Consider the following 25,257-nt stretch of genomic DNA (forward strand, 5'->3'; position numbering starts at 1 on the left):
TAAAAGTCGGCTCGTGCTATGTCAATACTGGATTTTATATCAGTAAAAATATAAAACTATTTCCATGAGCAAAATACTGAAATTGGGCTTTTCACCATGCCCCAACGATACCTTTATATTCCACGCTCTCGCAAGCGGAGCGATCAATATTGAACCATACAAACTAAGCATTACTCTTGCTGATGTTGAAGAACTGAATTCTCTGGCCCGCACCGGGCAGATGGATATCTGCAAAGTTTCAGCTCATGCGGCCGCGCATATTATGAATGATTATATTCTTCTGCGTGCCGGAGGAGCTATGGGCAGAGGAGTAGGGCCTCTTTTACTGACTCGGGAACCTTGCACTATAGAAGCCCTGAATGGCAAGCGTGTAGCTATACCGGGCATCCATACAACTGCAAATTTATTGTTCAGTCTCATGTGCCGTGAAGCCGGAATACATGTTGAAACGGTTGAAATGGTCTTCGACGAAATTATGCCAGCGATTGCTTCAGGCAAAGTGGAAGCCGGGGTGGTTATTCATGAAGGGCGTTTCACTTTTAGCGGGATGGGACTTACAAAGCTTGCCGACCTTGGAAAGTGGTGGGAGGATTATTCAGGTCTGCCTATCCCGCTCGGCTCTATCGCTATAAAAAGGTCACTTGGAAGCGAAGTCGCTTCATTGATAAACTCCGCAATACGTAGAAGTCTGACTCTTTCACAGGTCGACCCCAGTCAATCATGGTCCTACATAAAGAATCATGCGCAGGAGATGGACGAGAATGTTATCAACGAGCATATAAACACTTTTGTTACCGACTACAGCATGGACGTAGGTAAAGAAGGTGAGGACGCTGTTTCCAGGCTGCTGCGCGAAGCAGCTCAAATGGATTCACTCAATCTTCCGGATGGTCCATTCTTTATTAAGGAATAGGGTTAACTGCTAATTTAGGTTTTTTACGGCTGCGATGATCCTGGCTGAGTATTACGCCGAACATCACAAGACCTGCGGCAAAGATTTGGATAGTGTTTAATTTTTCATCCAGTATCGTACAGCCCATGATCAAAGTAAAAACAGGAATTAGGTTAACATATGCAGTGGTCTGACTGGCCGGCAGGCGACTCATTCCATAGTTGTACAAGCCGTATGCGCCTAAAGTGATACCTATTCCCAGATAGATAATTGAAAACGCCGCTGCCGGGTGAAATTCTGTCGGCAACACCGTTGTCGGCAGGGCCAGCAACGGGAGATAGAACAATGCTCCCATGGTTGCTTGAAAAGCGGTGATAAAAACTGCTGAATAGCGGGCGGTCATTTTCTTTAAAATGGTCATATAGCCAACTGCGCAGCACATTGCTAAAAATTCAAGAAAATTTCCTAGAACAGGATTCGGTGATGCGTCTGTTGTGCTGCTGTAGATTGAAAGCCAGATTCCCCCGGTTACAGCCAATAAAAATCCGAGGACAGTTTGCTGACTCAGTTTTTCTCCCAAAATAAATCTTGATGACACAGCCATAAGTAGTGGCAAGGTTGCCACGATCATTCCGGCTTCTGACGCAGAAGTGTACAGCATAGCATGGCTTTCAAATATAAAGTACATGCACGGTTCACAAAAAGCCATGAAGACCAGCAGTTTAAAGTCTCCCTTTTGAAATTTTTGTTTTCGCAAGGATGGAAGAAAAAAAATAATGCACAGTGATGCCAGCATCATTCTTCCGAAAATAACAACCATGGGGTCGTAGACAGCCAAGGCAATTTTGAGAACAATAAATGAACTGGCCCACAGGAAAACCGCGGTAACAAGGGCGACCATAGGTACATATTTTGAATCAGCAAAGGGCATTTTGTTACTCTTAACAGCAAATTTTTACACGGTGTAAGGTAAAAACAAACATTAAAATAGAAAACCCCGGAAGAACTGATTCTTCCGGGGTTTTAGTTTTTTTAAAGAAGATTCAGACTATTTGCACCACGCAAGCAGGTTGAATGGATGGTAATTGTTATCCGGATTTTCTGCATAACGGCAACCGAGGTTTGAGTCATCGCGTTTGTTGATGATATCAGAATCAGACCCTACAAAAAAATTGCATTTGTTATTGTTGCATACAACGATAACTCCCCATCCTGATTCCGGTGGGGCAATCCAAGGGGAAAGAGGTTCATTGCAATGGGGGCAGAGTCTTTCTTCTAATTCAACACCGCTATAAATATAAGTCATGGCTGGTCTCCTTGAAATATGCTTAAAAAGATTGACGCTGTGAATTAATTCACAACATCCATAAAGTAATGATCATTGATAGAACGTCAAGAGGCTGATTCAACTACTTCGCGTAAAGCCTTGAACAGAGCTCTGGAAGATTTAGGAGGTTTTCCTGAATCTATTTCCTTTTTAGCATTTCTGGCGAGTTGCGCGATTCTTTGTCTTTCTGCATTCGGATGAAGTTCCATAAGCTCATCAAGCATGGTCATATCGCCTTCGATAAGTCTTTTTCTCCACTTCTCAAGCATATTGAATCGCATGTTGTCTTCACTGTTACCGAATTCGACGTCATTTAGAAAATCGATTACGGGCTGAGTTTCAATTTCACGCATTAATTTGCCGAGGTACTGAGTTTGACGTCTTTTTGCTTCATGAGCAGTAATAGCCTTAGCTTCCAAAACTTCGTCTATGAAATATCGTGGAAGTCCTGATTTCTTAAGAGATTCAGGGCCTAATTCCATTAATTTTTCAGCTAATTTCTGTAACTTAGTCATTTCCCGCTTTTTATGGGAGCGACTAGGTCCTGAATATTCCTCTTCTTCTTCGTCGTAGTATTCTTCTTCGTAGTTAGACATATTTTTTCTGTTTTGTAGTTATGGATAGCCATAACGAAATGATGAATTTTTAAAAAAGTATCATCCACTTTTTTACGAATAATCACAAGCTAAGATATTCAGCTTCTGTTAGTGAGCCAGACTCCGCCAATTGTGAGAATTCCGCCGATAATAAGCGGCAATCCTACAGATTCACCAAGAAGAATCACTCCTAGAAGTATGGCTGTTATGGGAACAAGATTAATAAATATGCCGGCTTTTGACGGACCTATTTTCCCGATAGCGTCACAATACCAGCTGAAACCCAAAGTTGTTCCAAGAAAAGCGAGGAATATAACGCAGCCGAAGTCAAGTAAGGTTATTTTTTGTACTTCGGCGATCAGGTTGTTGGAAAAGGCCGGAACAGCCAGCATCACTGTGCCGAATAAGCAGGACCAGAATACAGCGTTAAAAGGTGAAACTTTTTTCATTACCGGCTTTCCGGCCAGAGAATAGGCTGTCCAGCTTAACACGCAGCCTAGAATACAGAGGTCGCCGAAACTGACTCCTTGAGTCAGCAGAGTTATGGGATTTCCATTTCCAATAACAGTCGTCACGCCGACAAGAGCAAGCAGAAAACCAGCCGCTTTTGATAAAGTGAACTTTTCTTTAAATATAACGGCAGAGCCGATGGCAATTACTGTCGGTACAGCAGCAATTATCAAAGAAGCTCTACCTGCTGAAATGGTTTGAAGCCCCGTGAAGAACATAATATTATAAAGAAAAACTCCGGTCACAGCCATAAGCATTAAAGGTAAGATATCTTCTTTTTGACACTTCGGAGGTTTTCCCGTTGATCTGCATATGAGTAGAAACATAAAAAATGTCGCGAATAAAAAGCGGAGAAATGCTGCTGAATAAGGTGACATGTCACCTGCTAAAATTTTTCCGGCAATCCAAGTTCCGCCCCAAAAGACTACAGACCCGATCAGCTTAAGATAAACAATACGCGATGATGACATTAGTTTTTGGTGTTCTCATTAAGGATGTTTAAGGTGTAGTCAGTAACTTCTTCAACGAGATCTAAACATACTTTTTGCTTAATACCTTCGTTTTTAAATTTGTTACTTCCGTCAGGTATCGATAAGTCGCAATCGGTAAGTTTAAAACAGTTGTCACTGTTGAATTTGTTTTTAAAATGGGCCGTGAGTAACTGTGTAAGCTTATAGCACAGATCTACTGACTGGTCAGGGGCTGTCCGTCCGTGAATCAAACTTATAGCCAGAATTCCTCCTGCTAAAGCTCCGCAATTTCCTTTAGTTCTTGCTGTCCCGGAACAGAACGCTGTGGCAATAGCCGGAACATTAGAATTCTCAATTTTTCTTGCCTCGCAGATTGCAAGCAGAACGCTTTCTGCGCACATGTAGCCGTTTTCAAAATAATATCGTGCTCTTTGTCCGTGCATATAGAATTCTCCGGTAAAATAGGGATACGTCAGATTTGTATTGGTAGTGATAGGTCAAGAGTGGGAAATATTTAACTTCGTAAGATTGTAATGGAAAATAGTTACCTCGGATTAATGTGTCAAGATGGTTTAAATGTGACACTTGAAGCCGAGCCTGTGTCTAAAATACAATTTTTACGAATATTATGCTGTAAAAGCTTTCAATTGAGTACAAAAACATTTAATTGAGTGTTAGATTAGCTAAATTTTAGAGTATTATTGTGTATGATGTTTTCGGAGTCATCAGTATTTGTTTTCATGCGGCTCAATTCATGGTTGCTGAATCATGATCTTTATTTTAGTAGGAACATAAATGATTTTTCTGACTTATCTTCTCAAAAAATACTGTTTATCAAAACTTTAATCTGTGTTGCGGTGTTAATTGCGTCTTTTGTCTTGACAAAACCTTTAAAATTGAATTTTATTCGTATAAACACATGAGTAAGAAAAAAATCGACGAAACTGACAGAAGAATTCTGACAATACTTCAGAATAGCGGAAGAATTTCGAATGCCGATATCGCAAGAAAGGTCGGAATGGCTCCTTCTGCTGTACTTGAGCGGGTGCGTAAGCTGGAAAGCAAGGGCATACTTGTCGGATATGAAGCTATTGTATCCCCTCAGTCTGTAGGACGATCCCTGACAGCATTTATTTACGTTAATGCGAGTGAAGGTGTCGGAGCTACAGATACAGGTGCTGAACTAGCTAAGATTCCCGGGGTATTGGAAGTGCATTATTGTGCAGGACGGGACAGCTATTTAATTAAGGTCAGGTGCGAAGATACTGACGGCTTGGCAATTATGCTCGGCAGTATCGGAAGTATTGAGACCGTGAGGGATACGAATTCCACCATCGTTTTAAATACGATTAAGGAATCCAGAGCTATTCCCCTTGGCGAAGACATCGATGAAGATTTTTAGCAGACTGAGCAAATCTCCTGCCGATAGTTTTGCAGCATAGCCTGAATTGGAGCTGTGAATGCTCCAATTCATGGATTGCCTGAAACTTGGGTGTGATTTTTAATCAGTCTGCGAAAATAATTTCAAAGGCGAACATTAAAAATCATGGAGAATTTTTATGAGTGTAGAAATTTCTACTCTTGACCCGCAGGTCATTGAGCGCGGTAAAGTCTTTTTTAAATCTATTTCAGGTGAGGCCCCATCCGTTTTTAATAAAGGATGGTGGACTGGAAAGGTTATGGACTGGGCAATGAAGAATGAAGACTTCAAGGTCCAGATGTTTCGCTTTGTCGATGTTCTGCCATATCTGAATACTTCTGATTCACTTTCAAGACATATTGAAGAATATTTTGCAGCGGATGACAGCAATATCCCTGATGTTCTTAAATGGGGCGCATCTAAAACCGGATTCGGCGGAGGTCTTGTTGCAAAGGTTCTCAATAGAACAATCCGCACTAATATTGAAGGTATGGCCCGTCAGTTCATCATCGGTCAGCAGGCTAAAGAAGCGGTAAAAGGAATTCGTAAACTCCGTAAAGACGGCTTTGCGTTTGTTCTGGACCTCTTAGGTGAAGCGACTGTCAGTGAAGAAGAAGCTCAGGCTTATCTTGACGGGTATATGGAAGTTCTGGGTGCCATTGAAAAAGAATATAAAAAATGGGATGCGCTTGACAGTTCCGGTGATCTTGACTGGGGAAGTGCTCCTAAAATAAATGTAGCTGTAAAGCCGTCAGCATTTTATTCACAGTCCAAGCCTGTTGATCTTGAAGGAACAGTGCAGGGCATGATTAAAAGCATTGAACCTGTTTATCAGAAAGTGATGGGCATGGACGGGTTCATGTGCATTGATATGGAGTCTCTGAAATATAAAGAGCCTACCGTTGAAATGTTTAAAAGGCTCAGAAAGAAATATCCGGAATATCAGCATATCGGAATTGTTTTTCAGGCATACCTTAAAAGCGTAGACAATGATGTTAAAGGATTAATCGAGTGGGCCAGAGCAGAAAACCTGCCTATATCCATACGTCTTGTAAAGGGTGCTTACTGGGATTCTGAAACAGTCATAGCCAAACAGAACGACTGGGAAGTTCCGGTATGGACGCATAAGCCTGAAACTGACGCGGCTTATGAACGTGTTGCCAAAATGATTCTTGAAAACAGCGATATCTGTCATTTTGCCTGCGCATCACATAATATTCGTACTATTTCAGCTGTCATGGAAATGGCCAGTGTTATGAATGTTCCGACTGAAAGGTATGAATTTCAGGTACTGTACGGAATGGCTGAACCTGTCCGTAAAGGCTTAAAAAATGTTGCCAAGCGTGTACGTTTATATTGCCCTTACGGTGATCTTATTCCCGGAATGGCGTATCTAGTTCGCCGCTTGCTTGAAAACACCGCAAATGAATCTTTCTTGAAACAGACTTTTGCCGATGAAGCAGATGTCAGTATTCTTCTTGAAAATCCTGAACTGACCCTTAAACGTGAGTTGGCGAATAAACCCGCTGCGAAGCCTGACACGCGAATCCGTTATCGAGGAGTTGAGGGCGAGCTGGAACCTTTCAGTAATTTCCCCCCGGTAGATTTTACAGTAAAAGAAGAACGTGAAGTATATCCTGCTGCTATGAGCAAAATACGCAAGGATTTCGGTAAAAAGTATGCACTTCATATTAACGGGAAGGATGTTGTAACTGACGATACTCTCGATTCATATAATCCTGCGGATCCTTCAGAAATTATCGGAACTGTTTGTCAGGCCGGAATTGCTGAAGTTGATCAGGCTGTCAGTGCGGCCAAGCAGGCTTATATTGACTGGCGCAATGTTGAACCTAGAGAACGTGCGCAGTATCTTCTTAAAGCTTCAAAGTATTGCAAAGAACATATTCATGATCTTTGCGCTTTGCAGGTGCTTGAAGTCGGCAAGCAGTGGGATCAGGCACAGGCTGATATCGGTGAAGCAATTGACTTCATGGAATATTATGCCCGTGAAATGATCCGCCTAGGCGATCCTAAACGTATGGGTAACTCTCCCGGAGAGTTCAGCCAGTATTTCTATCAGGGTAAAGGTGTCGCCGCTGTAATCGCTCCTTGGAACTTCCCTCTGGCAATCAGTGTCGGAATGGTTGCAGCTGCTATTGTCTGCGGTTGTCCGGTTGTCTACAAACCTGCTGGTATTTCCTCTGTCGTCGGGCACGGACTTGTCGATATGTTCAAAGCCGCAGGACTTCCTGACGGTGTATTCAACTACACCCCGGGTCGCGGTTCTGTAATGGGTGACTATCTTGTCGATCATCCTGATATCGCTGTAATAGCTTTCACAGGATCAATGGAAGTAGGTTTAAGAATTCAGGAACGTGCTGCAAAGGTTCATCCCGGGCAGGAACATTGCAAAAAAGTTATCGCCGAAATGGGCGGTAAAAATGCAATTATTATTGATGATGATGCCGACCTCGATGAAGCCGTGCTCGGAGTGCTTTACGCCTCCTTCGGTTTCCAGGGGCAGAAATGTTCTGCCTGTTCCCGCGTGATTGTTCTTGATTCTATTTACGATAGATTTGTGCACCGTCTGAAAGAAGCTGCTGAATCCGTTAAGCTTGGACCTGCTGAAGATCCTTCAAATTACATGGGACCGGTTGTCGATAAGGCAGCACAGAAAAATGTTCTCAATTACGGCAAAATAGCTGAAGAAGAAGGTAAAGTTCTTGTTAAGCATGAAGCCCCTGCTGAATACCTTTCAAAGGGTGGATGCTATACGCCTCTGCTTATAGTGGAAGGAATTACCAAGGAACATCGCATTGCTCAGGAAGAAGTTTTCGGACCGATACTCGCTGTCATGCGGGCAAGCACATTCCTTGAAGCTGTGGATATTGCAAACTCAACAAAATTTGCATTGACCGGAGCAGTCTATTCCAGAAGCCCTAAAAATCTTGAATATGCTTCCAGAGAATTCAGAGTAGGTAACTTATACCTTAATAAACCAAGTGTCGGAGCTCTTGTTGAAAGACATTCCTTTGGCGGATTTAAGATGTCAGGCGTCGGTTCAAAGTCCGGTGGTCCTGATTACTTGTTACAGTTCATGGACCCGCGCTTAGTCTGTGAAAATACTATGCGGCGCGGTTTTGCACCGATTTCTGATGATGATGATTGGGTAGCATAAACTGTAATCAGTTAATTTGTTAATATATTAAAAAGAGGGGCTGCATACGCAGCCCCTTTTTTTATTTACTGCAATTGTTAAGTTTACCAATTAATGATTTGAGCGATCCGGCAAGTGAGGTTATGTTTTTAACTGTCTTTATCGATCTATCCACACTTTCTGATGTCTCGGTAGAGATGGTATTGATCTCTATGGTCGCCACATTTATCTGTTCACAGGCTGCGGATTGTTCTTCTGTTGCTGTGGCAATAGAATGAACTTGGTCGGCGGACTCAGCTACAAGGTCAACGATGGCTTTAAGAGATTGACCTGCCTCGGTTGCAAGTTCAGAACATTGTCTGACAGATCCTTCAGTATCATTCATTATTGCCAGACTGGAGGCTGTGCCATCCTGAATGCTTGAAATTGCTTTGCCGACTTCCTGTGTAGCGGTCATTGTCTTTTCAGCAAGTTTGCGTACTTCATCTGCAACCACTGCAAAACCTCGTCCAGCTTCACCTGCTCTGGCCGCTTCAATCGCAGCGTTTAAAGCCAGAAGGTTTGTCTGGTCGGCAATATCAGAAATGACGCCCATGATCTGACCGATTGCTTCCGCCTGATGACTGTGTTCAGCTAGAGCATTCTTTAACGAAGAGGTGTTTCCCTGAACTTCATCTGTGGCACTTACAACCTGTTCAACAATTTTGAATCCTTCGGCCGCTTTTTTGCTTGCTTCCGATGTCCCGCTTGAAGCATTTGCTGAACTGCCGGCAACTTCTAATATTGTAGCGTTCATCTGCTCTACAGCTGTTGCCGTTTCATGGGTGCGATCTTTCTGGTTGTCGGCACCTGTTTTAATTTCACGGCTTTGATTAGAGAGTTCTTCCGTTGCGGTATTCAAATCTACAGTTATGGTCTCAATTTCATTTGAGATTGCAGACATTTTGTCAATCAGAGAGTTTGCGTATTCTTTTTCCTTTTGCGCTTCCAGCATTGACAGCTCGGCTTTTTCCGCCTGCGCATTCGCTTCAATACTTTTTTGCTGCGCGTCATTCATGCTCCGTTTCAGCTTAATAATCATTTGAGCAATGGTTACACGGAGCGATTCCAATTCGCCTGAGAGCTCCATCTTTTCGCAAGCGTCATAATTGCCTTCGCTGACTTGCAGAGCACATCTTTCAAGAGAATTCAGAGGATCAAGAATAGACTTTATAATAAGAGTTATTGCAATGAGCAGTAAGAGCGTTGTGGCAACTTCAACACCGACAACAATCGATGAACTCATGTTTTGCTGGTTTTGACGAAAGGCTGTTGCTCCAGTTGAAAGTTTTTTTAGGATCGGTTCCATCTGGCGCGCAATTTGTATAAATTCAACGTCATCTTTTTTAATTTTCAGTGAGAGATCAGCATACTCTTCCATGTCACTTTGATAACTGGAGAGGAGCAGCAAGATTTCCTGTTTTCTTTTTTCAGTAAAACCAGATTGCTTAACATGTTCTATTAAGCCGGTCATAGTTGATTTAAAGTTTTCAATCTGCTGGGTTTCTCCCCACATCATGAAGTTTTTTTCATAGCGGCGGAGCAGGTTAATCGGCCCTTCAAAAGAATTGTCTTCATCAACTATGTTTTTTTCAACTGAACGAATGGTGTCCCGCAGTTTTCCCTGCACTCCTTCTGTCGGAATCAGCCCCAACTTGATGTAGTTATCGGCTATGGCTGAGAAGGTAGCCATGTATGCAGCTGCTTGTTTCATTCCTTCTGCTGAAATCTTTTGTAAATCAGGTTCGTGAATTTTTTTAAGATACTGTATCATGATGTCATAATTTGACTTCATTCTATCAAGATACAGGGTATCTTTTCTCATTAGGAAATTTTTTTCCTGCCTGCGTGTCTGCAGCAAAAAAACGTCCGCCTTAACAGCATTGTCCTCAAGGGTAATAGCTTTAGAGATTAGTTTTTCACCTACGTAATTAACGGTGAAAATTGTTGCTAATCCTATTATTGCGCATAAACCGATGAGCCATAATTTTACTCTAATTGTCATTAGCTTGCCTTTTTTGCCATGCAACCTCCGATTCAGATATTCAGAGAGTAAAATACAAGATGTTAAACTTCAATAGTAATAGTATAATAGTAATGTCTGATTTGATCTTTTTTTTTTGATTATATGTATTCGTTTCTGACTTAAGAAGTAACCATCGGTTAATTTTAGTAAAATTCAAAATTATAATATAATCTCTTGTAACACCGTCTTTGTTTGTTATAAGACTGCAAACATATGTTTTCGGATTCATATTTTGAATATTTATTTGCAGCTTTCTTTTCATCTTTTCTCCTGATAAATATTTATATTAAAAGTTAGAAAAAATTAAACCATGAAGGATATATGGCGTCAGGTTTTATTAAACTTGAAAAAACAGGTGGCAGCATTAAGCTTTCAGGAAGGCTTGATGGTGAGGGGGCCGGTAAAATCTGGGAACAGGCTCGCCTGGCTGTTTCTTCCGGCGTAAGCGTTGTGGACTGTTCTGCCGTAGATTATATGGACGGCGGAGGAGCTTCTCTGTTTATGATGATGAAGGTTGGCTGCAGGGATAGAAATGCGACTCTGAGTATTAATGGATTAGATCCTGAATTCAGTAAATTTCTCGAACTTTTTGATGTTGATAAAGCTGCCCCGTCTAAGATTTCAGAATCAGGAAAAACCGGCTTGTACGGCTGGATTAGTTCTGTCGGCGAATCAGCTCAGACTGTTACAAAGGATATGAGGGCTCAGGTAGAATTTACCGGTAACTGTGTATTTGCCTTTTTTGATGTGGCTTCAGGTCGCCGTCGTCTCCGCTGGCCGGATTTCTGGCTGACGGCTGAAAAGGTCGGTGCTGACGGGTTGCCGATTATTTTATTGATCGGTTTTTTGATGGGGCTGATCATGTCATTTCAGTCAGCTGTCTCACTTCGGCGTTTCGGCGGTGAAATTTTTGTACCGAACATGCTCGGACTGGTAATGTTCAGAGAGCTTGGGCCTATGGTTACAGCCATTTTGCTCGCAGGTAGAACCGGTTCTGCCTTTGCTGCGGAAATCGGAACAATGAAAGTGAATGAAGAGCTTGATGCGCTAAACACTATGGGTCTTAATCCGGTAAGTTTTTTAGTTGTCCCGAGAGTCATTGCCACCGTTTTTGTTACTCCTCTTCTCACCTTGTTTTTTAATTTTATGAGCCTGGTAGGCGGCGCACTGGTGATGATGTCCATGGGCTACCCGCTTGCAACCTTTTGCGGTAGAGTTTTTCAAAATGTGCAGTGGATGGATTTCTCCGGTGGAATGATTAAAGCCGTTGTATTCAGTTTTCTTGTTGCCGGGATAGGATGCCAGCGCGGCCTTGTTACTAAGTCCGGAGCAAGTGCGGTAGGTGATTCTGCAACGAGTGCTGTAGTCAGCGGTATTGTTCTGATTGCTGTTTTTGACGGAATTTTTGCTGTAGTATTTTTCATGGCGGGTATTTAATTGGGCGAGCCAGGAAAAAATATAATAGATGTTCAGAATCTGACCTGCGCATATGGTGAACTAGTCGTTATAAACGATATTTCATTCGGAGTTAAGCAAGGTGAAATCTTCGTAATTCTCGGTGGCTCCGGTTGCGGTAAAAGCACCGTGCTTAAGCATATGATCGGCCTTTACCCTCCTGCGCACGGCAAGATATTTATTGACGGTGATGATATAGGTTCAGCTTTCGGGAAAACGCGGCTTGATATTTTACAGCGCATCGGGGTTATGTATCAAATGGGAGCCTTGTTCGGTTCTATGACTTTATTGGAAAATGTGAGACTTCCGCTTGAAGAGTTCACATCTATGCCTCTTGAAGCTATGAATTATGTTGCCAGAATGAAGCTGTCACTTGTCGGACTTGAAGGCTCTGTCGATAAAATGCCGTCTGAATTGTCGGGCGGAATGCTTAAGCGTGGCGCAATTGCCCGAGCAATGGCACTTGATCCAAAAATTTTATTTCTTGATGAACCGTCAGCAGGTCTTGATCCGATTACTTCTGCTGATCTGGACGAATTAATCCGTAGTCTTTCGCGTTCACTCGGAGTCACTTTTGTAATTGTCACCCATGAGCTGCAATCAATTTTTTCAATAGCGGACAGAATAATTATGCTTGATAAGAGCACAAAAGGGATTATTGCCGATGGCGATCCCCGTAAGCTGCGTGATGAATCAGATATTCCTTTAGTCCGCCGTTTTTTTCATAGAGAACTGACTGAAAAGACAAGTAAAGTAACACCAGTCATGGAGACATTATGAGCCGTAAGACAAACCCCTTCCGACTGGGACTTTTTGTAATAATTGGATCACTTCTATTAATTGTTGCTCTTGCAATTTTAGGTGCAGGCAAAATATTTGAAAAAACAATTAAAATGGAAACTTATATTAACGAGTCCGTTAACGGACTGGAAATCGGGTCTCCCATTAAGTTCAGAGGCGTGAAAGTCGGTACTGTCAGTAAGATCGGTTTTGTTACTGATGAGTATGTTGCCATGAATGAAAGCGAATTAAGATATGTTTATGTTGAAGGCGAACTTGACAGTAAAATGTTCAAGGAGATGGAAGGCAAAGGTATGAGGGAAGCTGTTCAGGAGGAAGTTAATCGGGGGCTGCGGGCCCGTCCTGTTTCGCTTGGTTTGACCGGTCAGCTTTTTCTTGAAATTGATTATGTGAATCCTGACAAAAATCCTCCGCTTGAAATCACCTGGAAACCTGAATTTATTTATGTTCCTTCAGCCCCGTCCATACTCAGCAGGGTGGAAGGAGCTGTCGCTTCAATCAGCGAAACTCTGGAAGATATCAGCCAAGCCAAGATTGCCGAAGCTATTGAGGATGTTAGAAATGTTGCGAAAAGTGTAAGTTCCTTTTTAGATAAATCTGATCCCGGGGAGCTTAGCAAAAGGTTTAGCGGAACCCTGACTCAGGCGGAAAAGTTTATTGCCCGCGTTAATGTTCTGCTTGCAGATCCGAAGATCGATTCGCTGATGCCGGATGTTGCGTCAGCTGCTCATAATTTAAAATTTGTTATGGAATCTTCTTCCGGTGATATTGTTAGTGCTCTAAAAGATATCCGCAAAGCTTCAGCTAGTGCTAAGAATGTAAGCGGTGATTTAGAAGGATTCCTGCAAAGTCCTGAAGGAAAGAATACGTTAAAAGATCTGTCAAAAACTCTGAATAATATTGGTCAGGCTTCTGATAAGATTAAGGACGCTGCTATCAGATTTGAGGGCACACTTTCACGGGTTAACGTGATGGTTGCAGGGCAGCAGGGAAATATTGAATCTATTTTAGATAACGTGAGAAGCCTTGTTGAAAATTTACGAGAGCTCAGCAATGAAGCCAAAAAGTATCCTTCCGGAGTTCTTTTCGGTGATCCTCCTAAAAAAGCGGTGGTAAAATAATGGAGCGGATTGTGAAAAACTATATTTCAAAAAAAGTGATAACAGTATGCTTGGCAGCCTGTTGTGTAATGGCTGTATCTGCTGGATGTGTAAAGCTTGAACGTCCGTCTCTTGATCGCAAATATTATACTTTGTCGGCTGTTCGCAGCGGACAGAATGTTTTTACTAATGGCACATCTAAGAATTTGATTGTTCGGCGTATTAAAGTCTCATCCCGTTATGAAGATAGGGATTTAGTTTATCGCATATCTGAAAACGGTTATGAATCTGATTATTATAACGCATTTTTTGTGCCGCCTGCTTCCATGCTGACGCAGGAACTTAAAGGCTGGATGGCGGATTCCGGAATTTTTGCACATGTTCTGGGGACTGACAGCATGGGGACTGGAGAGTTGCTGCTTGAGGGGGTTGTAAACTCTATATACGGAGATCTCAGCGGCACTTCACCTAAGGCTGTAATCAACATGCAGTTTTTTATGTTTGATAATTCAAATCCGGATATGCCGATTATTTATTCGCGAACTTTCAGCAAAGAAATTGTTGCAGATTCTTCCAGTGCATCAGCTATCGTTGTTGCAATGAATAAAGGATTCACGGATATTTTCAGTGAGCTTGAGAAAGATATTGCGGCTGTCGTAAAAGTTAAAAATTAGACAGCAAAGGCTACTATAGCAATTAATTATATTTGTTAAAAGTGAACTCTGTTTTTACCTTTTATTTTAGCGCGGTACATATTTTCATCGGCACGTTTTAGCATGTCGTCAAGAGTTTCTTCAGGCTGGTACTGCGCTATGCCTATGCTTATGGTCTTTTGCACAGGTTCATCGTCTTGCGGGTGGAATTCTTCTTTAGCCAAAGTTTCGCGAATTTGTTCTGCTATAAGTGCAGCCTCTTTGCTTTCAGTTTCAGGAAGGAAGATTACAAATTCTTCTCCGCCATATCTGAACCCGCTGTCATGCTCGCGCAAAGATTTTTTGATGATTCTGCCTACACTTTTGAGTACAACATCTCCGGCGCAGTGCCCGTAGGTGTCATTGAAATTTTTAAAATTGTCTACATCCATAAGTAAGGTACATAATGGAGTATTTTTGTTGTTGCTTTTGTCTAGTTCTACACATGCTACTTCTTGTAAATGTCTGCGGTTATAAAGTCCGGTCAACTGGTCGGTAATGCTGAGGCTTTTGAATCTTTCCTCGCTTTCCCTTAATTTTTCTTCCGCCTTTTTTCTTTCAGATATTTCTTTTTCGAGTTTTAAATTTTTATCGTCCAGCTCTTGTAGCAAAATGGAAAGCTGCGCGGAGTTATCCTCCTGCAATTCTTTAACTTCCATAAGTTCATCAATCAGTTCTTCTTTGCGAAGCTCATTTTCTTTTTCTACGGTAATGTCGTTAAAGATACAGATTGAATTCTCGCACAAGTTGTTATTTTTGATATTCTTTATAGACATATCAACCCAAATTTTTTCATGGTTTTTATTAACCATTTGGAAGATTAAGGTTGTATTATTATCAGAATTTGACAAACAAGTCTTTATTCTGCCGGCTGTATAGGTATCAGCTGACAGAAGGATTTGATGAATAGGCTGATGTAAGATTTCTTTTTGAGAAAATCCTGTAATACTGTTAAAAGCATTATTAGCGAAAACAATATCACCGTTGTTGTTTAGAACTACAATAGCGGACTGAGCATGCGCAAAAATTTTTCTGAATTGTACTTGCCCGCATTCAGGACATTTTATTGCAATTTTATGTTCGAGCGCTTCATACTTTTGGCGCAAAGATTTAATATCAGCGGAGTCCGCTGAAGTATCTAGTTCCTTGTTCATATCAACCCCCAGTTCCACCTTTGATTGATTATTCGAAACAGAAAATACACTGATTCTATTACTAATCAAGTTTTTTATGCAGCACATATTATAATCAGGCAATAATGCAGTTGAAAAACAATAAATCTAATATTGTTGCAAGGAACTTGCTCTTTTATAAATTTTAGACAACTATGTCGTCGCACTTTGCGAATAAAGCAAAGAAGTAAAATAGTTAAGGGAATACAAAACGATGATTACAATGAAGCTTCTTCTTTCGCCGGTTATATGTGCACTGATCGGTTGGGTTACAAATTTTCTTGCTGTTAAAATGCTTTTCCATCCGCATAAGGCTATTCACATCGGACCATTTGTTATTCAGGGTATTTTCCCTAAACGACAGAAGGAACTTGCTGAGAGCTTAGGAGAAATGATTGAACGGGAACTGATATCTCATACTGATATTAAAAACGTTATTCATGATCCTGCTTTTATTAATAAGCATAAAGATGTTGTTCTGGAATATCTAGATGTGTTTTTCAGAGAAAAACTGACAACTCTTCATCCGATGGTCGGGATGTTTCTTAACGATGAAACCCTTAAGACCGTCAGAGGCATGCTTTCCAAAGAACTTGATGAAATGTTGCCCAAGCTTATTGATACAACAGCATCTGAACTTGAATGCTCACTTGATTTCAAATGTCTTGTTCAGGATAAGGTGGAATGTTTTTCTATGGAACAACTTGAATCAATCCTTTTCGGCATAATGAAAAAAGAATTCCGATTCATTGAAGTTATCGGTGGTGTGCTCGGATTTATTATAGGTCTTATTCAGGTCGGAATTTTCCTTTTGTAAATTTAACTTATAAAAATTTGTTAAGCCCATCATTATGACGTACTTTAATGATGGGTTTTTTATTGGGGAAGAATATACTGGCTAAATATTCATATAAGTATGCAGCATATGATTTTTACAGCGGAATAAAAACTGTTTACGATTGTAGTTGTGCACAGTTTTTAAGATTTCGCTGATTTAGTTTTATCAGGGGTGATATTTTTATGGAGTGGGACGACATAATCAGGTTCATTGCTTTTTTGGGAACCGGAATAATTCTCGCACTATGGGAGAAAGTTTCGCCACGTCGCACAGGTAAAGTTGATCGAGGCTTAAGATGGAGTAGCAACCTCGGGATGGTGATAGTATCCGCACTTTTTATAAGGTTGATATTCCCCGTTCTTCCGGTCGCTTTAGCCATTTATATCAGCACAAAAGGGTGGGGATTGATTCCACTGCTTAGGCTGCCTTTTTGGAGTGAAGTTGTTTTGGGTTTCCTTTTGCTGGACCTTGCAATATATTTTCAACATCGAGCCTTCCATTACTCTCGTCCCTTATGGATGTTGCATCGAATGCACCATGCCGATACTTTTTATGATTTTACCACCGGAGTACGTTTCCATCCTTTTGAATTTATTTTGTCCATGATCTTTAAACTTGCTGTGGTTGCTATGCTTGGTATTGTCCCGCTAGCGGTGGTCTTATTTGAAATAGTCTTGAATTGTGTTGCTATGTTTAATCATAGTAATATCAAACTTCCTCTGAAAGTAGATAAGATCATGCGCCTTTTTATTGTTACGCCGGACATGCACAGAGTCCATCACTCCACGGATCGGCGTGAGATGAACAGCAATTTCGGTTTTAATCTGCCGTGGTGGGATAGGCTTTTTACCACGTATAAAGCTCAGCCTGATTTGGGACATGAGAAAATGATCATCGGGCTGAATCTTTTTAGAGATACGAAGTATCGCTCATTCCACTTGATGGTTGCGATGCCCTTTCTTAAAGGGCAAGTAGGGCCGGAGGATTCCAAAGAATCCTAATGATAGATCAGATTTTATAAATTAGAGTATATAATAAAAAGGCTGCAAGCTGAAAACAAAACAGCGTCCCCGGATTATCATCCGGGGACGCTGTTTTTAATTGTTTATAAGCTGGAACTATTTTCCTGCGCAGCGTTCAATAAATAATTTATGACGTTCTGCGTAAGGAGGAAACTTGAAGAAAGCTGAACCGGAAACAAGTACATCTGCTCCTGCTTCTACAAGCTCTCTACAGTTATCGATAGTTACACCGCCGTCTAGCTGGATTAGAGTGTCCGCTTTCTGCTCAGTAATCATAGCTTTTAAATCACGGACCTTATCGGTGCAGAAAGGAATATACTTCTGTCCGCCGAATCCTGGGTTAACGCTCATGATAAGAACCATATACAACTGCGGAATCAGGTATTTGATTGATTCCAGAGGAGTTGCAGGGTTGAGAGCAATTGCCGGTTTGGCTCCTGCTTCAACAATTGCTGCTACAGCTCTTTCAAGATGATTTGTAGATTCCGCGTGAATACAGATAAGATCTGCTCCGGCATCTGCAAATTCAGTAATATATCTTTCAGGCTGTTCAATCATCAGGTGGCAGTCGAAAAACAGATTGCATTCTTTACGCATGGACTTGATGACAGGCGGGCCGAAAGTTATATTCGGTACGAATTTACCGTCCATAACATCAAGGTGAGCCCATTTGAGTCCCGCTTCTTCAAGAGCTTTGAGTTCATCGGCCAGTCTGCTGAAATCGCACGAAAGCAGTGATGGCGAAATAATGGTTTCTTTTTCAGCCATTAGTCCTCCTCCTTGTCATCTTCCATATTAAAATCAACTTTGATTTTAAACATGAAACTTGCCGGAAGGTTCAGAACTTTAATTCCTGTTTTATCGGTAATAGACTGGAGGGTATTTTCGACGTCTTCAAGGTCTGTACCTATGTAAGTGAACCATATGTTGAATTCATTTTCGCGCAGATAGTTATGAGTCACGCCTTTATGTTTGTTAACTTCTGCAACGAATTCATCGATCTTCTCTTCGGGAACTTTTGCCGCGCAAAGAGTAGATTTCCAGCCGAGCTCTCTGGAACCGAAGTTTGCACCGATTCTGCGGATAACTCCGTCTTCTCTGAGCTTCGTTACACGGCTTAAGGTTTCGTCTTCGGTAATTCCTATCTGTTCGCCCACAACCGCGTAAGGGCGGGAGGCGATAGGGAATCCTGATTGGATAATGGTAAGTATCTGCTTGTCGACTGCGTCCATTTAGGACTCCTTCTTAGCTTTTTTCTTTGGAGTGTATGAGCATAAAGGCTCAGGTCCGAGATAGTTCCCTTCCATGGTGGCGGCTCTAGCGCGGCATCCTCCGCAAACTTTTTCAAATTCGCAGTGTCCGCATTTACCGTCATAAGTTTCCGGGTTTCTGAGATTTAAAAATTGTTGCGATTTACTCCAGATCTGCGGGAAAGGCGTTGTGCGCACGTTGCCGCAATCAAGCTCAAGGTAGCCGCAAGGCTGAACTTGACCTGTGTGTGATATAAAGCAGAACCCGACTCCGCCAAGACATCCGCGGCTTACTGCGTCAAGGCCGAAATTCTCGAAATTAACCGGGATTCCGTCTTCTTTCGCACGCTGTCTCAGGATGCGGTGGTAGTGCGGGGCGCATGTTGCTTTCAACTGCATGTCAGTCGTTTTCTGGAAATCGTAGAACCAGTTCAGAACTTCTTCATACTCATCGGAGCTGATGACCTGCTCGCCGAGTTCCGCAGCTCTGCCCATAGGGACCAGCAGGAATATATGCCATGCCGATGCGCCGAGGTCTTTGGCAAGATGGAAGATGTCTTTGAACATGTGCAGGTTATTACGGGTCACAGTTGTGTTGATCTGAAACTCAATACCTGCATCTTTAAGGAACTGTATGCCGCGCATTGAAGCATCAAAAGCACCTTTTTCACCTCTGAATTCATCGTGATGGTCTGCAGATGCTGCATCGATTGAAATTGAACAGCGTTCAATTCCGACTTCTTTGAGGTGAACAGCATTTTCAGCAGTAAGAAGTGTTCCGTTAGGGGCCATTACGCAACGCAAGTCTTTTGTCTTGGCGTAAGCGACCAGTTCGAACACATCTTTTCTGAGCAGAGGCTCTCCGCCTGTGAAAATGATGATTGGATTTCCAGTTTCAGGGAAAGTGTCGATGAGTGCTTTTGCTTCATCGGTTGAAAGCTCACCGGGGTAAGGTTCGGGGTGAGCTTCCGCACGGCAGTGTTTGCATGCAAGGTTGCATGAACGGGTTACTTCCCATGCAATAAGGCGCAGTGGAGGAGAACCGTCAGCATTTGCCTGCGGGATAGGGTTTACGCCCGGATGTCCACCTGGGTGGCCTTTCGGATGCCCTGCCGGATGGCCGGCGGGGTGTGATTTATTATTTTCGCTCATTATTTATTACCCATATATTTGAGTACGTCTTCTGTGAAGTAAGTCATAATTAAATCTGCTCCGGAACGCTTAATGCCGATGAGAGATTCCAAAACTACAGCTTTTTCATCAATCCAGCCGTTTATTGCAGCGGCTTTGATCATTGAATACTCGCCGCTGACCTGATAGGCCGCAACAGGCGTATCAAACGAGTCGCGGACCATACGGATGACATCCTGATAAGGTCCGGCAGGTTTAACCATGATTATATCTGCGCCTTCAAGAACGTCTGCTGCTGCTTCACGAAGTCCTTCGCGTGCGTTAGCCGGGTCCATTTGATATGTTTTGCGGTCACCGAACTGAGGTGCGCTTTCTGCCGCTTCTCTGAAAGGGCCGTAGTACGCTGAGGCATATTTGACAGCGTAAGACATTATCGGGAGCTCTTCAAATCCTGATTCATCAAGCCTTTCACGGATAGCAGCAACACGGCCGTCCATCATGTCGGAAGGAGCGACTATGTCCGCTCCGGCTTTTGCATGGGACAAGGCTGTTTGTGCGAGAAGCTCAAGGGTAGGGTCATTAAGAATTATACCGTCTTTAATCAGACCGCAATGACCGTGGGAAGTATACTCGCAAAGACATACATCTGTTGCAACAACTAGGTCAGGCCATAGTTTTTTAATTCTTCTTACAGCCTGCTGAACAATTCCCTCTTCGGCATATGCCTGTAATCCTAAGGGATCTTTTTCTGCAGGAAGGCCGAAAATCATCAGACTTTTCAGGCCGTTTGCGACTGCTTCACCAACTTTAAGCTCAAGCTGCTTAAGGCTCAGCTGAAACTGACCGGGCATGGAAGAGATTGGTTTTTTGTAGTCCTGATCGTCTGTTTCAATAACGAAATAGGGCATCATCAAATCAGCGGATGAAAGAGTTGTTTCTCTGACTAAATCGCGAATTACTGAGGTACGTCTAAGTCTGCGTCCTCTGTGAAAGTCGAATACCATAGCTTACTCCGTTATAAACGGTGAAACGTTTTTATAAATCCGGCGAGTAACGGCCGGTAAAGCTTAATAGCGCAAATCCCGGCGGACCTCAAAGAAGACCGCCGGGATTAATGTATCATTGTCGTCTGGGCGACTGCTGAATGTCCGTTGTGAGCAACAGTATACAGTAGAGCCTAGTCTTTCTTGATTTCCTCGTCGGTGAGGTAACATGCTGGGTCTTGAGCCCAAATGTCGTCGTAGTACGCTTCAGCTCTGGCGCGGAAGTTGCCGGCACAGATGTTGAGGTAACGACACTGTGCACATCTGCCGCCTACATGAGGTTTTTTATCTTTCAGTTTGTGCAGCAATTCAATTTTAGGATCGGTCCATATTTCTGAAAATGGACGTTCAAGAACATTGCCGAAAGTATGGTTACGCCAGAACTGGTCTGCATGAACCTGTCCGTCCCATGAGATACAGCCGATACCGCGACCGGAGCTGTTTCCTTCATTATATTGGAGAAGCTCTAAAACTTCTTTAGCACGTTCAGGATCTTCTTTAAGCATACGCAGGTAAACATAAGGTCCGTCAGCGTGGTTGTCTACTGTCAGGATTTCTTTAGGAGTTCCTGCTTCGTCCATGGCTCTGGTTTCGTCCATGATGAGGTCAACAACCTGACGTGTTTCTGCGTGATCAAGATCTTCTTTGATCAGCTCAGATCCGCGGCCTGAATATACCAGATGGTAGAAACATGCTCTTGGAACTTCGAGATCTTTAAGAAGCTGGAATATTGTTGGAATTTCTTTCCAGTTGCGTTTGTTAATTGTGAAGCGCAGACCTACTTTCAGGTCTTCAGCTTTACAGTTTTCAATGCCTTGGATTGCTTTTTTGAATGCGCCTTTGACACCGCGGAATTTATCGTGAGTGTCTTCAGCACCGTCGAGGGAAATTCCTACGTAAGAAAGACCGACTTCTTTAAGTTCTTTAGCTTTATCTTTGGTGATGAGAGTTCCGTTTGTTGATATAACGGCTCTCATTCCTTTACCTTTGGCGTGGTGAGCAAGTTCTACCAAGTCTTGACGGACAAGAGGTTCACCGCCGGAGAAAAGCATAACCGGAGCTCCGAACTGCGCAAGGTCGTCAATCATGGTTTTAGCCTGAGATGTTGAAATCTCATCTACACCGTCAGGATCAACAGCCTGTGCATAGCAATGAACACATTTAAGGTTGCATCTTCTGGTCATGTTCCAGACAACAACGGGCTTTTTATCTTCGGAGAACTGGAGGAGGTGAGAAGGGAGTTTTGCTGAGTCGCGTCCGTAACGCAGGACATCAGAAGGTTCAACCGCTCCACAGTAAAGTTTTGAAATACCAATCATTTAAAAAGTCCTCACTAGCCGGGGAAATAGTTTCCGTGCCAGGTTATTGGGTTAGAACGATTTTTTTTCAGGGACGGAGATTACTTCATTAAATCTTGATACCGTCAACTCATGAAATCATCGATTATTCATACTGAATGAGCTGTGTGGATTACCACAAATGACGACAGGGGAAAAGTCGAAAATAGGTGTATTCTGCAATGTTTGTAATTGTATGAATTTATAGTAATATTTATCTAAAATAGTCCTTTTTGATATGATCATCGCAAAAAAACATCCTCTTTCGGTTCCATATCGAAGGAGGATGTATAAAATTTATGCGTATTTTAAGCCTATGGAGCGATCGAAACCTGAACTCTGCGGTTTAAAAGCTTGTTATATTTAGTGGTGTTCGGGACCAAAGGCTTGGATTCACCAAACCCTGTAGTTGCTATGCGGGTAGAACTTATAGGAAAATTTTTAGTAAGGTATGTTTTAACAGCCTCGGCTCTTTTTTTACTTAATTCCAAATTATATTCTGCGGAAGCATCAGCATCTGCATGCCCTGCAATAATTACATTCTTCTCCTTGAGTTTGTCACTGGTCAGAGCTTTTCCAAGCTCGTTTAAAATAGGATATGATTCAGGTTTTATTGTTGCAGAATCTACATCAAATTGAATTGCTAAATTAATTGATTTAGCTTTCGGCGGAGTCACGGGTGTGCCGGTCGGGGCAGATGTCATTTCTGCCTGCGATTCTTGCGGAGTTTGCACCGTTTGCGAGGATACAGGTGGTTGCTGAGGAGTGTATGCTATCATCTGCGGTTTATCCGCATCAGCTTTAGCCGCTGTAAGTCCTGCGATAATACCTTTATTGGTATTTTCATATCTTGCCCAGGATGTAAGCGGTACAGCCATGTCTGTTGCAATTGATTGCACTATCTGGAAAAAGGCCGAATCCGGCATGCGGTGTTCGCGCTTAATAATGATAAAGTCATCATCCATTCGCTTGGGTATGCGTCCGGACTGCTCAAAAGAGCAAACCATTTGCCCGTGTTTTGTTTCATATATTTTGACTTGAAGTGTTACAGCGGAGTCATCCATTGTATGGCCTAAGTATAGATACGGAACAAATCCGACTACCAGCAAGTCAAACCCTCTGGAGCGTGCGGTAAACATTGCATCGTCCAGTCCGCGATATACCAGCTCATCGTCAAAAACCATTGATGGAAAAATTTGTAGACTTGTCCAGTTTTGCCAGACATTTTTACTGATCAGTTTACCCCAGTCTTTTCCATCTTTAATTGTTTGAGTTACAAAATATGGATAAAATAAGGCGGAAAGTGGACCATAATGGGGTTTTTCCGGTCTGGAATAAACCATAAGCTGCGATAACTGAACTTTTGCATCTTCGTAAAAGATGGATTGAGTTGTCAGCTGAGGTTCAAATTTAGTGCAAGCAGATAACAGCAGAACTAGTATTATCAGATACTTTTTCATTGTATATATCGTAGGTGAAAGGTTTCGCTCCGGTGCGTCCGAAAAATGACTATAAACCGTATGCTTTGAAAATTAGCAAAATTCATGCCGCGTAATTAGAATAATCTGAAGATGGAGTAAGAAAAATGAGCGACCTTTTTGTAAAGGCCGCTCATTTTATTATTGAAGCAATTTTGTGGGGGAAGGAGCTGTCTGCATTGATTCCAGAATTTGTTCTCTGGATTGGATTAAACTTTCACGCAGTTCAAGTTTTCGCTGCGTGGATAATTTTTTAAATTCCGGCTGCATGGTCAGAGTGGTCAGCTGTTCCATTTCCGCTTTTATTCTTTCCACCCGTTGCAACACATTTTCTTGCGGCTGGCAGACTTGCGAGCAGGCATCTGCTAGATCAGATATTTCTTTCGCCATGCTCTGGAAGCTTTTAGGATTAATTTCTTTTTCCAATTGCATACGTTTCTTAGCTTGAGAAAGGAGTTCTTTAATCCATCCAAACATATGTGTGCCCTCAGGATATTAAATTGTCGGCTGGCTGAAGCCTGAATACAACCCCAAAATTGTCAGCAGCAGCACTGCCGGCATAATTATGGAAAGGACAACTCTCATATAAGAAGTGTTGTGAATAGTTTTATATGCAATAACTGAAAATGCGAAACTTGCAATTGATCCCACAGCATACCCTATGACTGGTATTATGCACAGCATTATCGGAGCGTATGCGTATACAGCTGCACGGAAAGTTGCCTGAAAGCCTCTTTCGCCTGCCCCGAAAACCAGAAGCATTACATGAGTCATCCCGACGATAGGGAAAAAACTGATTGAGCCTAAGATCGGATAAACGCCCAGCAGCATCAGTGCCGTGGTTCCGCCGTTTATTGCAACGGAAGGATCGACGGCTTGTCCCATTTGAGAACCGAGCCCCGTGGAAACACCTGCTATTGTCCATATATAGCTGCATATTCCCTGAAACATCATCAAAATGAACAGGAATATGAAGGGTTTCATGAACCCGTTAAGCTCCATGTCTTTAAAAAAAGTAGTAGGGGAAAGAATAGTCTTTTTTATTGTGAGAAATAAAGCCGGGAAAAATCCATATTTTTCCATTACTTCGAAAGGAACTTCATTATCCGCAGCTTGTTTGCAGTCTGCTGTTTCTTCTGCATGGATTGAGTCATCTTCAGGAGACATTGAGCCAAGGCTCTTCCATATATCTGATTCACTTTGCTGGTGCTGAATGTGTGTAGATTCTAGTGGAGCCTGACTGTGAGTAGTATCGTCTTCTGAATTGTCATGGACAAGGTTCGTTTGCTCGTATGAATCGTACTGCTGCTCGCCTTCAGGTCCCATATCATCAATGTTTTCATCAAGTTCATCTTCAAAAGATCTGAATCTGAATTTTATATGGCACCTTGGACATGTTGCAAGCTGTGCATTTGCCGGTATTTTTTCTTCCGGAATTTCACTGGTAAAATTGCATTCTGGACAGATAACTTTCATATTATTTCCTTAAGGCTGATTGTCT

The 25,257-nt window shown here is 42.3% G+C and carries 24 protein-coding genes; 9 read left to right on the forward strand and 15 right to left on the reverse strand.

The window, feature by feature from the left end; translation table 11 throughout:
• Positions 1 to 64: 64 nt before the first annotated feature.
• Positions 65 to 913 (forward strand): 1,4-dihydroxy-6-naphtoate synthase, encoded by an 849-nt coding sequence (locus tag B9N78_RS08010; protein ID WP_085100938.1) that lies wholly within the window; start codon positions 65 to 67, stop codon positions 911 to 913.
• Here B9N78_RS08010 and B9N78_RS08015 read toward each other — a convergent pair.
• The 5 genes from B9N78_RS08015 to B9N78_RS08035 all read right to left on the reverse strand — a co-directional run bounded on the left by B9N78_RS08015 (position 903) and on the right by B9N78_RS08035 (position 4,238).
• Positions 903 to 1,823 carry a DMT family transporter gene (locus B9N78_RS08015; RefSeq protein ID WP_085100941.1) on the reverse strand — a complete coding sequence of 307 codons (921 nt, stop codon included), beginning with the start codon at positions 1,821 to 1,823 and terminating at the stop codon, positions 903 to 905. The genes B9N78_RS08010 and B9N78_RS08015 overlap by 11 nt on opposite strands.
• A 117-nt stretch (positions 1,824 to 1,940) precedes the next feature.
• Positions 1,941 to 2,198 (reverse strand): hypothetical protein, encoded by a 258-nt coding sequence (locus B9N78_RS08020; RefSeq protein ID WP_085100944.1) that lies wholly within the window; start codon positions 2,196 to 2,198, stop codon positions 1,941 to 1,943.
• Between the two features lie 86 nt (positions 2,199 to 2,284).
• Positions 2,285 to 2,815, reverse strand: a complete 531-nt coding sequence (yjgA, locus tag B9N78_RS08025; protein ID WP_085100947.1) for a ribosome biogenesis factor YjgA — start codon at positions 2,813 to 2,815, stop codon at positions 2,285 to 2,287.
• A gap of 98 nt (positions 2,816 to 2,913) precedes the next feature.
• The gene (locus tag B9N78_RS08030; RefSeq protein WP_085100950.1) at positions 2,914 to 3,795 is read right to left on the reverse strand and encodes a DMT family transporter; all 882 of its coding nucleotides are present in this window, start codon (positions 3,793 to 3,795) and stop codon (positions 2,914 to 2,916) included.
• Positions 3,795 to 4,238 (reverse strand): C-GCAxxG-C-C family protein, encoded by a 444-nt coding sequence (locus B9N78_RS08035; RefSeq protein WP_085100953.1) that lies wholly within the window; start codon positions 4,236 to 4,238, stop codon positions 3,795 to 3,797. The genes B9N78_RS08030 and B9N78_RS08035 overlap by 1 nt, the downstream gene beginning before the upstream one ends.
• Positions 4,239 to 4,714: 476 nt before the next feature.
• Between B9N78_RS08035 and B9N78_RS08040 the strand changes: the two genes are divergently transcribed.
• Together B9N78_RS08040 and B9N78_RS08045 are read left to right on the forward strand one after the other, a co-directional pair.
• The gene (locus B9N78_RS08040) at positions 4,715 to 5,197 is read left to right on the forward strand and encodes an Lrp/AsnC family transcriptional regulator (RefSeq protein ID WP_085100955.1); all 483 of its coding nucleotides are present in this window, start codon (positions 4,715 to 4,717) and stop codon (positions 5,195 to 5,197) included.
• Positions 5,198 to 5,354: 157 nt separating this feature from the next.
• Positions 5,355 to 8,393 carry a proline dehydrogenase family protein gene (locus B9N78_RS08045; RefSeq protein ID WP_085100958.1) on the forward strand — a complete coding sequence of 1,013 codons (3,039 nt, stop codon included), beginning with the start codon at positions 5,355 to 5,357 and terminating at the stop codon, positions 8,391 to 8,393.
• A gap of 61 nt (positions 8,394 to 8,454) precedes the next feature.
• Here B9N78_RS08045 and B9N78_RS08050 read toward each other — a convergent pair whose 3' ends face one another.
• Positions 8,455 to 10,416, reverse strand: coding sequence for a methyl-accepting chemotaxis protein (locus B9N78_RS08050; protein WP_085100961.1), 1,962 nt, complete (start codon positions 10,414 to 10,416; stop codon positions 8,455 to 8,457).
• A 342-nt stretch (positions 10,417 to 10,758) separates the two neighbouring features.
• Between B9N78_RS08050 and B9N78_RS08060 the strand changes: the two genes are divergently transcribed.
• The 4 genes from B9N78_RS08060 to B9N78_RS08075 are packed head-to-tail and all read left to right on the forward strand — an operon-like array spanning position 10,759 to position 14,467.
• Positions 10,759 to 11,874, forward strand: coding sequence for an ABC transporter permease (locus tag B9N78_RS08060; RefSeq protein WP_085100967.1), 1,116 nt, complete (start codon positions 10,759 to 10,761; stop codon positions 11,872 to 11,874).
• Positions 11,875 to 12,672 carry an ABC transporter ATP-binding protein gene (locus B9N78_RS08065; RefSeq protein ID WP_085100970.1) on the forward strand — a complete coding sequence of 266 codons (798 nt, stop codon included), beginning with the start codon at positions 11,875 to 11,877 and terminating at the stop codon, positions 12,670 to 12,672.
• A complete protein-coding gene (locus tag B9N78_RS08070) occupies positions 12,669 to 13,814 on the forward strand; it encodes an MlaD family protein (RefSeq protein ID WP_085100973.1) in 1,146 nt (381 codons plus the stop codon). The genes B9N78_RS08065 and B9N78_RS08070 overlap by 4 nt, the downstream gene beginning before the upstream one ends.
• Before the next feature lie 11 nt (positions 13,815 to 13,825).
• On the forward strand, positions 13,826 to 14,467 hold the full coding sequence (locus tag B9N78_RS08075) for an ABC-type transport auxiliary lipoprotein family protein (protein WP_245805496.1): 642 nt from the start codon (positions 13,826 to 13,828) through the stop codon (positions 14,465 to 14,467).
• Between the two features lie 35 nt (positions 14,468 to 14,502).
• Here B9N78_RS08075 and B9N78_RS08080 read toward each other — a convergent pair whose 3' ends face one another.
• On the reverse strand, positions 14,503 to 15,639 hold the full coding sequence (locus B9N78_RS08080; protein ID WP_085100979.1) for a diguanylate cyclase: 1,137 nt from the start codon (positions 15,637 to 15,639) through the stop codon (positions 14,503 to 14,505).
• Positions 15,640 to 15,871: 232 nt separating this feature from the next.
• Here B9N78_RS08080 and B9N78_RS08085 point away from each other — a divergent pair, with 232 nt between their 5' ends.
• Together B9N78_RS08085 and B9N78_RS08090 are read left to right on the forward strand one after the other, a co-directional pair.
• A complete protein-coding gene (locus B9N78_RS08085) occupies positions 15,872 to 16,474 on the forward strand; it encodes a DUF445 domain-containing protein (RefSeq protein ID WP_085100982.1) in 603 nt (200 codons plus the stop codon).
• 203 nt (positions 16,475 to 16,677) lie between these two features.
• Positions 16,678 to 17,496 carry a sterol desaturase family protein gene (locus B9N78_RS08090; RefSeq protein WP_085100985.1) on the forward strand — a complete coding sequence of 273 codons (819 nt, stop codon included), beginning with the start codon at positions 16,678 to 16,680 and terminating at the stop codon, positions 17,494 to 17,496.
• Positions 17,497 to 17,613: 117 nt separating this feature from the next.
• On the opposite strand, the gene rpe is transcribed toward B9N78_RS08090, so the two are convergent.
• The 8 genes from rpe to B9N78_RS08130 form a co-directional block, all read right to left on the reverse strand.
• Entirely contained in the window at positions 17,614 to 18,285 is a 672-nt protein-coding gene (gene rpe, locus B9N78_RS08095; RefSeq protein ID WP_085100988.1) for a ribulose-phosphate 3-epimerase, read from the reverse strand.
• Positions 18,285 to 18,749 carry a siroheme decarboxylase subunit alpha gene (gene ahbA / locus B9N78_RS08100; RefSeq protein WP_085100991.1) on the reverse strand — a complete coding sequence of 155 codons (465 nt, stop codon included), beginning with the start codon at positions 18,747 to 18,749 and terminating at the stop codon, positions 18,285 to 18,287. The genes rpe and ahbA overlap by 1 nt, the downstream gene beginning before the upstream one ends.
• On the reverse strand, positions 18,750 to 19,919 hold the full coding sequence (ahbD, locus tag B9N78_RS08105; RefSeq protein WP_085100994.1) for a heme b synthase: 1,170 nt from the start codon (positions 19,917 to 19,919) through the stop codon (positions 18,750 to 18,752). It lies immediately after the preceding gene.
• Positions 19,919 to 20,902 (reverse strand): porphobilinogen synthase, encoded by a 984-nt coding sequence (hemB, locus tag B9N78_RS08110; protein ID WP_085100997.1) that lies wholly within the window; start codon positions 20,900 to 20,902, stop codon positions 19,919 to 19,921. Before hemB ends, ahbD begins: the two co-directional genes overlap by 1 nt.
• A 173-nt stretch (positions 20,903 to 21,075) precedes the next feature.
• Positions 21,076 to 22,260, reverse strand: coding sequence for a 12,18-didecarboxysiroheme deacetylase (ahbC, locus tag B9N78_RS08115; RefSeq protein ID WP_085101000.1), 1,185 nt, complete (start codon positions 22,258 to 22,260; stop codon positions 21,076 to 21,078).
• A 332-nt stretch (positions 22,261 to 22,592) separates the two neighbouring features.
• Positions 22,593 to 23,738 carry an OmpA family protein gene (locus B9N78_RS08120; RefSeq protein ID WP_085101003.1) on the reverse strand — a complete coding sequence of 382 codons (1,146 nt, stop codon included), beginning with the start codon at positions 23,736 to 23,738 and terminating at the stop codon, positions 22,593 to 22,595.
• A gap of 159 nt (positions 23,739 to 23,897) precedes the next feature.
• Positions 23,898 to 24,233 carry a hypothetical protein gene (locus B9N78_RS08125; RefSeq protein ID WP_085101006.1) on the reverse strand — a complete coding sequence of 112 codons (336 nt, stop codon included), beginning with the start codon at positions 24,231 to 24,233 and terminating at the stop codon, positions 23,898 to 23,900.
• 18 nt (positions 24,234 to 24,251) lie between these two features.
• Positions 24,252 to 25,232, reverse strand: coding sequence for a zinc-ribbon domain-containing protein (locus tag B9N78_RS08130; protein ID WP_085101010.1), 981 nt, complete (start codon positions 25,230 to 25,232; stop codon positions 24,252 to 24,254).
• Between the last annotated feature and the right edge of the window lie 25 nt (positions 25,233 to 25,257).

Origin of the sequence: Desulfovibrio gilichinskyi, assembly GCF_900177375.1 — a bacterium.
GTDB lineage: Bacteria > Desulfobacterota > Desulfovibrionia > Desulfovibrionales > Desulfovibrionaceae > Maridesulfovibrio > Maridesulfovibrio gilichinskyi.